5 protein-coding genes and 7 pseudogenes are annotated in these 13,643 nt (G+C 46.4%); 6 read left to right on the top strand and 6 right to left on the bottom strand.

The features are described 5' to 3' along the window. Positions 1-402: pseudogene (locus ACJHWT_RS24400) on the bottom strand (transposase); the annotation flags it as partial. 67 nt (positions 403-469) lie between these two features. On the opposite strand from ACJHWT_RS24400, the pseudogene ACJHWT_RS24395 reads away from it, so the two are divergent. The 5 genes and pseudogenes from ACJHWT_RS24395 to ACJHWT_RS24375 all read left to right on the top strand — a co-directional run. Further along, positions 470-1,192 (top strand): annotated as a pseudogene (locus ACJHWT_RS24395) (IS3 family transposase); the annotation flags it as partial. Positions 1,193-2,433: 1,241 nt separating this feature from the next. Then, positions 2,434-3,627, top strand: coding sequence for a CobW family GTP-binding protein (locus ACJHWT_RS24390; RefSeq protein ID WP_000450494.1), 1,194 nt, complete (start codon positions 2,434-2,436; stop codon positions 3,625-3,627). 162 nt (positions 3,628-3,789) lie between these two features. Further along, a pseudogene (locus ACJHWT_RS24385) lies at positions 3,790-4,077 on the top strand (hypothetical protein); the annotation flags it as partial. A gap of 186 nt (positions 4,078-4,263) precedes the next feature. Further along, positions 4,264-5,653, top strand: a pseudogene (locus ACJHWT_RS24380) (ISNCY family transposase). A gap of 234 nt (positions 5,654-5,887) precedes the next feature. Beyond that, positions 5,888-6,829, top strand: a complete 942-nt coding sequence (locus ACJHWT_RS24375; RefSeq protein ID WP_000974762.1) for an STM4504/CBY_0614 family protein — start codon at positions 5,888-5,890, stop codon at positions 6,827-6,829. Positions 6,830-6,957: 128 nt separating this feature from the next. Here the strand turns inward: ACJHWT_RS24375 and tnpA are convergent. From tnpA to ACJHWT_RS24350, 5 genes and pseudogenes are all read right to left on the bottom strand, one after another. Continuing rightward, positions 6,958-7,152, bottom strand: a pseudogene (gene tnpA / locus ACJHWT_RS24370) (IS200/IS605-like element IS200C family transposase); the annotation flags it as partial. 473 nt (positions 7,153-7,625) lie between these two features. Further along, positions 7,626-8,996 carry a TolC family protein gene (locus tag ACJHWT_RS24365; RefSeq protein WP_001312828.1) on the bottom strand — a complete coding sequence of 457 codons (1,371 nt, stop codon included), beginning with the start codon at positions 8,994-8,996 and terminating at the stop codon, positions 7,626-7,628. A 3-nt stretch (positions 8,997-8,999) separates the two neighbouring features. Further along, positions 9,000-10,940 carry a MacB family efflux pump subunit gene (locus ACJHWT_RS24360; RefSeq protein ID WP_000733250.1) on the bottom strand — a complete coding sequence of 647 codons (1,941 nt, stop codon included), beginning with the start codon at positions 10,938-10,940 and terminating at the stop codon, positions 9,000-9,002. Continuing rightward, complete coding sequence (locus ACJHWT_RS24355; RefSeq protein WP_000928804.1) at positions 10,937-12,124, bottom strand: efflux RND transporter periplasmic adaptor subunit; 1,188 nt, start codon at positions 12,122-12,124, stop codon at positions 10,937-10,939. Before ACJHWT_RS24355 ends, ACJHWT_RS24360 begins: the two co-directional genes overlap by 4 nt. 594 nt (positions 12,125-12,718) lie before the next feature. After that, a pseudogene (locus ACJHWT_RS24350) lies at positions 12,719-12,987 on the bottom strand (IS3 family transposase); the annotation flags it as partial. 81 nt (positions 12,988-13,068) lie between these two features. Between ACJHWT_RS24350 and ACJHWT_RS24345 the strand changes: the two are divergent. Next, positions 13,069-13,430, top strand: a pseudogene (locus tag ACJHWT_RS24345) (integrase core domain-containing protein); the annotation flags it as partial. Positions 13,431-13,643: the final 213 nt, after the last annotated feature.

Raw genomic sequence — 13,643 nt, 5'->3', positions numbered from 1 at the left:
GCCGCTGACACCACGTATACCAGCCGCTGCGGGCCACCCGGAGCACGCGGCACATTGCTTTGATGCTGAACTCAGCCTGATGTTTTTCAATAAAGACATACTTCATTTCAGGCGCTTCGCGAAGTATGTCGCGGCCTTTTGGAGGATAGCCAGCTCTTCATCCCGTTCTGCCAGCTGGCGTTTGAGACGTGCAATCTCGGTAGACATCTCCAGTTCACGTTCAGAAGACGTCTGCTGATTTTGCTGTTTACTGCGCCAGTTGTAGAGCTGTGATTCATACAGGCTGAGTTCACGGGCTGCGGCAGTAACACCGATGCGTTCAGCAAGCTTCAGGGCTTCACTGCGAAATTCAGGCGAATGCTGTTTACGGGGTTTTTTACTGGTTGATACTGTTTTTGTCATGTGAGTCACCTCTGACTGAGAGTTTACTCACTTAGCCGCGTGTCCACTATTGCTGGGTAAGCTCAGAGAGCTGCCCACGTATGGTTATCGTCGGGTATGGGCGCTGCTTCGCAGACAGGCAAAACTTGATGGTATGCCTGCGATCAATGCCAAACGTGTTTACCGGATCATGCGCCAGAATGCGCTGTTGCTTGAGCGAAAACCTGCTGTACCGCCATCGAAACGGGCACATACAGGCAGAGTGGCCGTGAAAGAAAGCAATCAGCGATGGTGCTCTGACGGGTTCGAGTTCTGCTGTGATAACGGAGAGAGACTGCGTGTCACGTTCGCGCTGGACTGCTGTGATCGTGAGGCACTGCACTGGGCGGTCACTACCGGCGGCTTCAACAGTGAAACAGTACAGGACGTCATGCTGGGAGCGGTGGAACGCCGCTTCGGCAACGAGCTTCCGGCGTCTCCAGTGGAGTGGCTGACGGATAATGGTTCATGCTACCGGGCTAATGAAACACGGCAGTTTGCCCGGATGTTGGGGCTTGAACCGAAGAGCACGGCGGTGCGGAGTCCGGAGAGTAACGGCATAGCAGAGAGCTTCGTGAAAACGATAAAGCGTGACTACATCAGTGTCATGCCCAAACCAGACGGGTTAACGGCAGCAAAGAACCTTGCAGAGGCGTTCGAGCATTATAACGAATGGCATCCGCATAGTGCACTGGGTTATCGCTCGCCACGGGAATATCTACGGCAGCGGGCTTGTAATGGGTTAAGTGATAACAGGTGTCTGGAAATATAGGGGCAAATCTATGCACCTCTCCACTCACACAATTTCTTAATATAAAAGATCCATTACATTGCTCTGCAACTATAACTGCGTATTACCGTGAAGGAGAACGGTGAGTAACGGCGTTTTTCAAGGCCATTGTCAACGACGGATGAAAAGTGGAATCCTCTGCTGGGATTCAGCTCCTAATGCTACAAATCTCATTGATGGCTTGATGTAACTTCACATATGGTTTCAGCCTCAAAGAAATCATTTTTATTAATTTTAACGAAGGGTTGGACAAAATGAGGAGGTATTAGCTTTGTTTTATGACGCATTTCCGAAAATTTCCGTGCCATATAGTGAGCATCTTCGCAAGCTTCCATAACAATAGTTGTGTAGGAGGAATTAGTAAGGAATTCGAATAATTTCGAGCACTTGGATTCTGACAGTTAAGGACTCTGCCTGTTGCATCTTGGCAGTGGACGTTGAATGAATTTTTGCCTAGATAAATACCAATCAAAGATGACGTTATTCATAATGGTTCTCCCAAAAAAACACCGTCAGCGTACTGCTGCAGGGTAGGGTGATCATCTAATAAAATCCAGTATAACTGGATAAGAAAGATACTCCTGGTGAACTGGCTCCGCCACACTTACCAGGAAACACTATTCCCTGGTCGAACTTATCCTCCGGAAACACCTCTTTTAAGTGGTTTGAAGTTTTTCGGAATATATCGCACACAGAAAAATGCGGATATCACAGACAGACTTCTGTCGGTTCCAAATAGTGCAGACCCAAAAGCTATGTATCTTAGTACAGAACGGGTGCCCGACATCCTCGGAACGGATGTCTTTTAGATACGACAACAGGGTGAATAGACAGGAAAAATAGAATGATGCAGCTCTCTTTTTTACAAATGACTGACTCTCTGATATCTAGAACAGATAACGCTCCCGGAATATACTTTATCTAGGTGCTATCACTGATACGAAGAGACATATTCGAATAAAAATACAACAACTAGCAATCTGTAATTACTTTCAGGAGGTCACACCTCCCACTCCTGTTCAGAACAAATCTTCCCCCGGAGATAAAAATGGTGATAATTATGCTGATGGAGACTAAATACCAATAAATCCGGTGCGTTCTGTGGCAGGTTGAGACCTCACAGGAAAAACGACAACAACTCCCGTCGACGTTATGCGATTCAATCCGGATGCTCTTTGTACCACCAAGCGCCTTCCTCGCTAACTAACTGGTGTACTGCTGATATGGAAACAACATCTGTCATCATTCTCAATGGCTTCCTCGGCGCAGGGAAAACCACTCTGCTGAAAAACCTGCTCATACAGGCACACGAAAAACAGCTTTCAGTCTCTGTCATAGTCAATGACATGAGCGAACTGGATGTGGACGGCGTGCTGATCGCCAACACAGATATTGTAGATGCAAAAGACAATAATTTCGTAAGTATCACCGCAGACAGCATCAGCAGCCCCGCAGGCCTCAAAAAGATGGATCTCGCAATTAACCACCTGCTTGATCACAACAAGCCGGATGTGATGCTGATTGAAACCTCCGGAAGCAGTCATCCGCTTCCTCTGGTCAAATACCTGCGTCGCCATTCACGTGTACGCCTGAAGGCGTTTTTAACACTCGTTGATACTGTCATGCTCCATGAAGATTACAATGATGGGAAAAAACTGATCCCCACTCTTCAGGAAAATCTCCGGCATAACAAACGCGGCCTGGAGAATTTGCTGGCCGAGCAAATCATGTTCTGCAACAGGCTGCTGCTGACCAGAAATGACCGCCTGCCCTTTGACATTATCTCCGCTGTGGCAAAAGCCATACACCCACTTAACCCCTCCGTGGATGTGCTCGCGGTATCATGGGGAAATATTGAACTGAGCACATTACTGGCGATCCCGGACTACAATTTTGACCGTGTTGAGTTACTCATCAGTGAACTGGAAGCACTTGTAGGAAACATGGATACTCCGTGCAACAATGAGGAACTTATATGGCGCGTCATCAGGGACGACAGGCCATTCCATCCGCAAAGATTATGGGATACCTGTCACCGCTTTATGGGCATGGGCGTTTATCGCAGTAAAGGTTTTTTTTGGCTCCCCGGGAGAGATGATCTTGCCCTGCTCTGGAATCAGTCAGCAGGAAGCATCAGTCTGGCGCTCATTGGCTACTGGAAAGCTGGAGTACTGGAACATACTGACAATAATTTAACTCGTGAAGAACGTTCAGCGCTACAGCGACACATCGACACAGCCTCTGGGCGATTTGGCGATCGCTGCTGTCAGTTGACTATCATTGGCAATGCCACTGAAGTTAATGATTTTACACATGCCTTATCCCTTTGCTTGTTGACTGAAGAAGAAATTCAGTGGTGGATGTCGGGTGGAGTATTCCCTGATCCATGGCCACAGAAAGTTACCCGCCTGTCCTGACAGAAATTGCATTCATATCAGGCTTCCTGTTGCATCTGGTGCAGGCAGTGGCCCCAGAAGGGCTCTCCATACCATCTCGTATCATAGCCGGGGGAGAGCTGAAACACACGTCACGAGAATAGTTGCATTATAGTGGGTATGCAGAGTAGCTACCTGGGAGGTCTTTCGACCGCTGACTCTGACTACCGGGTTAATGAAACACGCCAGTTCGCTCGGATGTTGGGACTTAAATCGAAGAACACGGCGGTGCGGAGTCCGGTGAGTAATGGAATAGCAGAGAGCTTCATGAAAACAATAAAACGTGACTACATCAGTATCATGCCCAAACTTGTGGTCTGTTTTTTATGGAGCAGTTTGTGCTCAGTACTCAGAAAAAATATTTTAGAGCCTGTAGAGCAGATGAATGCGTGGATTAGGGGAGCGATTAATAAGAAAAAGAAGTGGAAATAGAAGCAGTAAGCTTCATGAAGTAAGTTAATATTCAATGTTATTTAACATAAGATAGATTGTGCGCACAAACATTGTAGAGGCTCAATGCTAATGTCTATTTGTGGCTCATTAGGAATGTCCAGGCTATAGTTTCTCAGATCCCTATGTCTAGACAACGACTCACTTTTTCCTGATGAGGAGTTTTCTATGGCTATAAATGACGCCGGAATGTTCACCGTGAAAGAAATCAATCGCCTCAAAATCCTTCAGGATGTCATCGATCGCAATATCCGTCCTGGACAGGCTGCCGAAATGCTGGGCATCACGCCACGTCATTGCAGCCGTCTGCTCAAACGTTATCGCCAGTATGGGCCGCTTGGCATGAACAACCAGAGTCGTGGCCGCACTGGTAACCGTCTGTTGCCAGCGTCACTGACAGATCAGGCACTCAGTATAATCCGGGAGCACTACCGTGATTTTGGCCCCACGCTAGCGCGGGAAAAGCTGGAGGAAGTTCACGGTCTGGTCCTTGGAAAGGAAACCATCCGACGTCTCATGATAAAGGCCGGACTCTGGATTCCCCGCAGACAACGCGCACCGAAAATTCATCAGCCTCGTTACCGGCGTCCTTGTACTGGCGAGCTGATACAAATTGATGGCTGCGACCACCACTGGTTTGAAAACCGGGGGCGACCCTGTTCTGCCCTGGTCTATGTTGACGATGCCACCAGTCGCCTGATGCACCTGCTGTTTGTGAAATCTGAGTCCACATTTACCTATTTTGAAGCTACACGTGGCTATATCGAGAAATACGGTAAACCGATGATCCTCTACAGCGATAAAGCCAGCGTATTCAGAGTCAATAATAAGCACGCCACCACCGGCCCCGGCGAAACCCAGTTTGCCAGGGCCATGCGCTGCCTTAATATTACTCCTTTGTGTGCTGAAACCAGCCAGGCAAAAGGCCGCGTTGAACGTGCTCATTTGACACTTCAGGACCGACTCGTTAAGGAGCTCAGGCTTAAGGGGATCTGTACAATAGAAGCGGCCAATGCATTTGCAGAAGGATTATAACCGGCGCTTTGCCAAAGAACCCTTGCATGATTTTAACGCGCACCGGCCGCTGGCATTAGACGATGACCTTGATGCAGAATTTACCTAGCGAGAGCCTCGCCGGGTATCAAAAAATCTGACTGTACAATACGATAAAATGCTCTATCTGATTGAGGACAACGAGTACAGTCGAAGAGCCATCGGCAAGTATATTGATGTCTGGCATTATCCTGACGGACATAAGGAGCTGCGACTAAATGGCGTGCTGCTGCCCTACTCCACCTATGACCGGCTTTCTGAGGTTGATCCCGTCGCCATTGTAGATAACAAGAGACTTGGCCATGTGTTGGATGTTGCCCGTCAGGTCCAGAGAAAACGGGACAATAATCGCTCACAATCGTTACCTTGTTCTGGTGATGAGCCTTCCCGCAGACGGCACGCCCCTAGCATCAACAAATCTCAGCGCTCACTGAACGAAGATGACCTACTTGAAGCCATGATAAAGCTTCAGGGAAGCTCTGAGGCCATCTTTGGTAAAAGGTGAACTTGGCGGAAACCTCGTACTAACTGACCAACGGCGATGTGTGCGCTATCTTTCGGCTATTGCAATCAAAGCCAGAGAAGATTTCTGAGAAATGCAAATAACTTCAATGATATTATATACAAAGGAAACCGAGGTAAAATTCGGGTGTCACAGAACCCCGAACCGCTTCGCGGTGCAAAGAGCCAAACAGCAAGTATCACAGAACAGCATGTAAAAAAATCTTGAGGCTATTTCATGGCAATTATTAATATTTATTCTAAGAGACAAAGAAAAATTCGTGGCGAAGTAAATGACGTATATCAATATAACAATATTCCACATGCACTCAGGGTGCAAATTATTAAAATAATAACTGATTCTATCGGCTTCCCCTCTTCTAATGAACGCTACACATCGTATAGAAATGAAGCTGACAAAGTATATGCATATATCCATGAGATACTTTCTAAGGAATATGGTGTTTTTTCTTTGAAGGAATTTGCAAAGAATGACTTTGACGCTCTTGTCGACTTTTTCCTTAAAGAGAGAAATACAGAGAAATGCCTAGATTTCATAGAAATATGCTTCCAGATACTAGTGAGCCACGTTGCGAAAAACCATTATGAATTCAAAGACATAACAAGTCAAAGTCCTGGAGATGCAGTTATTGAACTAAATGAAAGGTTTAGAGAACATGGGGTTGGTTATCAGTTTGAATCTGAAGAGATAATAAGGATAGACTCTCAATTGATTCATGCTGATGTCGTAAAGCCAACCCTGATTCTTTTAAGTGGAGAACCCTTGTTTGAAGGCGCCAATGATGAATTCCTTGCTGCGCATGAGCATTACAGGCATAAGCGTTATAAAGAATGTCTAAATGATTGTCTGAAATCATTTGAAAGTATAATGAAAGCAATACATGATAAGAATAACTGGAAATATAGTCCTAATGATACAGCATCAAAACTAATAAATAGCTGTTTAAGTCAAAATTTAATTCCGGCATATTTACAAAGCCAGTTCACAAGTCTGAAAACAATGCTGGAAACAGGAATTCCAACCATCAGAAACAAAAATGCAGGTCATGGGCAAGGAGCTGATATTAAAGAGGTTCCGGAAGAATTGGTAAGCTATATGCTTCATCTTACTGCTACAAATTTACTATTTCTCTTAAAATGCGAGAAGAACATTAAGTGATGGTTCGCATAATGACGTTATGCTAAAGAGGCCGCTGCGGGAGGGATTTTCGCAGCGGCCTTTTCAATATATGGACATTTATAATGAGCCAGTGATTAGACATTTTCACTGAGCTTTGACAAACATTGTAGCATATGGATATGATCTGCACAGCATTCAGCTTCCAGAATCCGTACACTTTTCCACTCACACAGCTTTCTCAAAATACAGCCTATTGCTCTACGCTTCTCTCTGTAGAACACCTGTCTTCGGTATTTTGGCGCAAATACTATGTGATATTTACAGTTCCATCGGGTGTGCGCTAAGCTCTTTTCGTTCCCCATTGGGACCCCCTTTTGATTTCTTGTTTGACACTTGCAGTTGCCAGACCGCAAGGTGTTTTAATAAATCAAAAGGGGTTTTAATAACTGGCTCAAAGCTGAAAGCTTTCCGGAACCCCCAGCCTAGCTGGGGGGGTTCTATGCACAAGAAAACGGCTCCCTGTTGTAGAAGCCGTTATAGTGCCGCAGTTTAAGGAGCGGTCAATTGATCCTTAATTGCTCGGCATTACGCTATGCCGGTGGATATTTATCGAGTTTGATGACTGCTTTGATGATCACTTTTAAGAAAAGATATTTACACAGAATGGTAAACATGCTCGTGACACGCAATACTGCTCTGCTGAAGTGAATAGCATTGCGCTTAACAGTGATTTTTTGTTTTCAAGAGCAGGTAAAGCTCAAATGTCAATGGCTATGGTGTTTTCAGCTGTGGCTATTTTTCACTCCTTATTGCTCCTGGTTGTCCCCAATTAGACTTAAGGAAAGGTTGATGCCCCGCCAAACTCAAGATAAATTTTTGCTAGATTCTGCAACTGATTGAAGCGGTTTTCATCCAGTCGCAGCTCCGCCTGACGACGTTTTTCCTGAGCATCAAGCCAGAATGAAATACGTACTGCACCATGCCGGTAACGAACTTCGTTTAACCACTCTGACTTACGTGCAAGTTCCAGTTCTTCCCTGAGTCTTGTCTCCTGAAGCAGCAACTGGTTACGAAATGAAAGCGCGTCCTCTATACTGCTCATTGCCTTATAAAGTAGCTGTTTAAACTCCAGCACTCGCTGTTCGTAATCGTTACGGGCAATTTTTACCTCTATGTCCCGCTGTCGCCACTCCAGGAACGGTAGCGTCAGGTTAGCGCCTACGGAACCGACCGGATTATGCAGTAATGCCAGTAGCGAAGCGCTGCTGGTACCCAAAGCGCCTGTCAGGTTGAAGGTGGGGTAATATTCGCTACGCTTGATATCAACCGTAGCTAGCGCCTCACGCAACTGCCACTCTTTAGCACTTATGTCAGGCCGGCGCATCAGTATGCTGGCAGGAATATTCGCATTGACCTTAGGCAGGCTTCCTTTTGGCAGCGTTGTGGGCTCGACTATCTGGCAACCGGGCACGGTGCCGAGCAAAACGGCCTGCTGATTGAGTAGCTGTGAATGTTCTCGTTGTAGCCCTGTAAGCTGGTTCTCTTGCGTGAGCAGGTTTTGCTGCGCGTCAATCACATCCAGCGACGAGATATTTCCTGCACGATAGCGAACCTCGGCCAGACGCAGCGTCTCTTTTGCATAGTCAATACTCTGCTGGAGGGTGGTAATTTGTTGATTTACAAAACCGATACGCCAGTAATTATTGCTGGCCTCTGAAAGCAGCATCAGGCGCGCGGAGCGAAAATCTTCTTCACTGGCATGGACTGCCCACTCAGCAACATCACGCTGACGGGCAATTTTTCCCCAGAGATCCAGCTCATAGCTGGTGCCAAGGCTGGCAGAACCGCTTTTTGCCCAGCCGGACGAGTTATTCAGCTGTTTTTTTCCGTCCATACTCAGTGCCGCCTTTAGTGCAGGAGTATTGGTGATACCTGTTCTTTCCGCATCCAGCTGCGCCCGATGTATCCGCAGTGCAGCTATAGCTATGTCGTTATTACTTGTCATCACCAGGTGAAGCCAGTTATCGAGATTAGGATCGTTAAATTCTTCCCAGTCAAACGGGGATGTATTTCCGTCCACATCGCCCTTGGTCCAGTTGATGGGATAGTTCACTTCGGGAGCGCGATAGTCACTTTTCAGCACGTTTGTGCAACCTGAACAGAGTGCGGTGATAAGGCATAAAGTCAACGATGATAAAATTTTCATATATTATTCGCTGGCCAGTGAAATAACCGGGTCCATCCTTGCTGCCTTGCGGGCTGGGAGATACCCGAAGATTATGCCAATTAAGGTTGAGCAAAAAAATGCAGCAACAGCAGCCTGCCACGAATATATAGCTGCGAATATCCCGTCCGCCAGAGCGTTAAAGAGCGCACCTGTGATATACGACAGTGCAATACCGAGTGCGCCACCAATCAGGCAAACCAATACGGCCTCAATAATAAACTGTTGCATAATGTCGCTGCGTCTCGCGCCAACCGCCATTCGTACGCCAATTTCATGAGTTCGTTCCGTTACAGAAATCAACATGATGTTCATCACCCCGATACTGCCGATCATTAGTGAGATACATGCGACCATAAGAATTAAAATACTGAAGGTCATTGAGGTGTGTTCGATAGACTTTCTTATTTGTTCAAAGTTATAAAGCTGGAAGTCTTTTATGCCGTGACGCCGGGTTAATAGTTGGGAGATAGCGCTGATTGCAGCCTCGTTATCCACATTGTCTTTTAGCCTGACGCTAATACCGGTCAGAACTGGTTTACCCACAATACGGTACATCACCGTGCTGTAAGGCATCCACACAGTAATGCGATTTGATGCATCACTACGGTTGTTACTTTTAGCGATGCCAACCACTCGTGCTGGTACAGAACCAAGAAAGACTATTTGCCCCAGAGCCTGTAACCCTGTGTTGTCGAAAATGGCCTTACGAGTATTCTCATCGATAATAACTTCCTGTAGAGCGTTGCGATCGTCTCTAAAAGTAGTCCCTTGCAACAACTCAATACCTTTTACCCGGAAATGTTCCCGCCCAACGCCGTTAATGGACGCTATCGCAGATTTACCCAGAAAACGAATGTTGTCTGAAGCGCTAACTTCCGGGCTGACGCTATCGATAAACCCTTGCTTCGCCAGTGCATTTGCGTCAGCAGGTACCAATGTTCTAATACTCTCAATGCTGTCATCGAACAAATCCTGCCCGGGATAAATGCTGACCACGTTTGTCCCCAGACTTTTAATCTCTTCCAGTGTTTCTTGCCTGGCTCCTTCACCCAATGCCACAACAGTGACAACGGAGGCGATACCAAAAACAATCCCGATCATGGTAAGCGTGGTGCGTAAGCGATGCGTCTTCATCGCTTTTAGCGCCATTTGCATCGATTCACGCGTTCGATCGAGCAGTGTTTTCCAATAGCTTTGCCGGATTCTGTTGGTTTTTGGTAGTGTTTCCGTCGCAGATACGCAACCTCCACTATCAGCGATGATTTCGCCATCACACAGCTCAATGATTCGCTTTGCGTGCCGGGCGACCTTCATATCGTGGGTCACCATTACTACAGTATGACCACGTCGATTAAGTTCATTCAGAATGGCTAACACTTCTTGCCCGGATTGCGAATCCAGAGCACCAGTTGGCTCATCCGCCAAAATTATCTTTCCACCGTTGATCAGTGCTCGGGCAATACTGACGCGTTGCTGCTGACCGCCTGAAAGTTCGCAAGGTTTATGATGCTCACGTCCTTCCAGTCCCAGTCTGCCCAGCAACGCCGTTGCACGTTGCCGACGGCTGTCGCGTTCGCTGTTGGCGTAAATGGCCGGGATCTCCACGTTACCAAGTGCGCTAAGATCAGGTATCAAATGGTAGCGCTGGAATATAAAGCCAATGTGTTCCCGGCGCACTCTAGCCAGCTCATCGGGTGAAAGACAGGCGGCATTTTGTCCGTCGATGTAGTAATCACCTCTATTGGGTACGTCAAGGCAACCCATTATGTTCATTAAGGTTGATTTGCCTGAGCCAGAGGCTCCAATGATTGCCACCATTTCTCCAGCAACGATTGTCAAATCGACATTTTTCAGGACGGTCCGCGTTTGATCTCCGTTGCCATAAGTTCGGCTAACCCCTTTTAACTCAATAAGTTTTTTCACAGCATAATCCTTTCTTCGGGCTCTTTCTTATCCGGCAGCGACAGCACGACATTTTCTCCGACATTTAAACCTTCGAGGATCTGAATATCCACGCTGTTCGTGATACCAGTTTTCACATTCCGGGGTTCCAGCCTGCCATCTGCTGCCAGCACCAGGACCTGTTGCTTCTTCCCCTCATTTCTGTGCACTGCCTGAATGGGTACCAGCAGTGTATTTTGGGCTTCATCAGTAATCAGGGTAACCTGAGCAGTCATGGCAATACGAAGTCGATTTTCTGGGTTAGGCACATCGAATAGAGCATTGTAATAAACGGACGCATTTGAAGTTCCGGAGCCTGATGCTGAAGTGTTGCTGGCGAGAGAGTCATCTTTCATTACCGATTCTGGTGCCAGTTCAACGGCACGCAGTGTTGCGCTGTAGTGCTTGTCCGGTTCGGAGAAGATAGAGAAGCGGGCTTTTTGCCCCACAGAAATACGGGTTATATCAGCCTCGGAGATCTGTGCTTTAATGGTCATGACATCCAGACGAGCGAGTTTAATAATTGTTGGGGCACTCTGGTTTGAGTTAACGGTTTGCCCTTGCTGAGTGACAATGGCAATAACAATTCCATCCATTGGCGCTACGACTCGCGTATATTCAAGGGCAAGCTTTTTCTTATCTACTTCTATCTGTGCCTGGACCAGTTTGGCATTCAGAGAATGTAATTCAGCGCGAGTGGTCGCAAGCATTGCCTCCGCAGACTCAAAATCTTCGTGTGAGCTGGCATTTTCTCTTAGCATCCGGAGCTGGCGTTTAAAACGCAGTTCAGCCTGTTTCAGGAGCGCCTGCTTGGATTGAAGTTCTGCTTTCACTTCGTTGAGTGCAGCTTCGGCATTACGCAAATCGTTACACTGAGGTAGGTCGTCAATTTCGGCAATCAACTGCCCTTTAGTCACATGGTCGCCCTGTTTCACTTTCAGTGATTTTAATTGCCCTGATACCTGTGCCCCTACGTTTACCCGTTCAATTGCATCAATACGGCCTGTCGCCAGAACAGAATTTTCTATATCGCCTTTGCGCACCGGGGCAGTAATATATTCTGGCACATCAGAGCTTCTCAGAAAGGTGAACAAAACGGTGATAATAATGATCAACAGTGTCAAGGTACAAATGATGGCGCGGTGAGAAATATATTTCATTAACATTGTCCATGTTTTCCATAACAATGAAAGTGGTATTCTGGGTTTTCTTAGTTAATGCCCAGCATCTACTGGAAAAATATACTTATTTGGAATTAATCATAATCAAGATTATTATTTATTTGCGTAAATTGGGCTAACCCCCTCTCGCTTTGTTTCAACAGTATTACTAATTACCGGGAAAGCCTGACAAGATTTCGTATTAAGGTGTTATCTACGCCCATTATACTTTAATACATCAAGTAATTAATTCACTAACCTCTCTTTCGTTTCACTGGACTTTACGGCTGTAAAATAGCTTTTATCTTGCAGATGAAAACTCTGCTCAGGAAAGTGCCTTTAGTTCTAATGGATGGTGAGTTTTACGCTTGTCTTTGTAACCAGGAAGAGAGGCGTAGACAGTAAAGTTCCTCGCTCCCTCATCTTGGCATTCGGTGAACTATAGACAAGAGTCAATAAACCAAACTGCAACAACATAGTCATTTTGGGAGTAAGATTATTAGTCTTAACGTCTCATATAGCTGGTATGAAGAAATTTTCATGTATACTTGATAAACGTATCGTCAACAACCGATAAAAAGTGAGCCATTTATATCTCCATCAATGATCTAATATTGAATCGCCACGAGTAGTCTTACTCCTTCCAAGTTGTTGATAATAATTGTTTTTATATTCTATTGTTGACATCTGTTCGCAGGAACCATGCCGACGCTTATTGTTATAAAACATTTCGATGTTCAAAAATATCGTTGGAGGCGTCTTCCCGCGTTCCGAAGAGCTTTTTCTTTATCCGTTCACGCTTCAGTAACTGGAAAAAATTCTGCAAGCGTATCGTGGTAATTACTGCGACGGAGCATACACTCCTCCAGGTCTTATGATTTCAGGAACGACTGTCATTCATGGCTTGTTTACTGACAACCAGCATCGTTTTTGGGGATTACGCCGCTATACAGGTGTGGTGCGGTGATGTGACCTATATCTGGACGGGTAAGCCCGGCGGGGTGATGTTCCACAGCGATACGAGCAGGCAGTTCCGGCAGTTATTGTGGCGATACCAGATCAGGCAGAGTATGAGCCGGCGCGGAAACTGCTGGGATAACAGCCCAATGGAACGCTTCTTCAGGAGTCTGAAGAACGAATGGATGCCGGTGGTGGGTTACGAAGCTTCTGCGAGGCCGCTCACGCCATAACGGTCTATATCGTTGGATATTACAGCGCACTAAGACCGCACGAATATAACGGTGGGTTATCCCCAAACGAATCGGAAAATCGATACTGGAAAAACTCTAACTCGGTGGCCAGTTTTTGTTGACCACTTCACACGTTCAATGTCGTTGATGACTTTAACTATGAGGCGTTGTCGATTGAAAACAATCTGAATCTGCCAGCTTCACAAGTGGTAGCGGTACTCTGTAGGTGAACCGCCCCGGGTTTCCTGGAGAGTGTTTTATCTGTGAACTCAGGCTGCCAGATCATCGTTTCCGATGGAAGCATAATAAGCTTTTTCTGCTTCTGCCGGAGGAGT

The organism is Escherichia sp. WS338, assembly GCF_046486405.1.
Lineage (GTDB): Bacteria > Pseudomonadota > Gammaproteobacteria > Enterobacterales > Enterobacteriaceae > Escherichia > Escherichia coli.
This window is presented reverse-complemented; position numbering and strand designations above follow the sequence as displayed.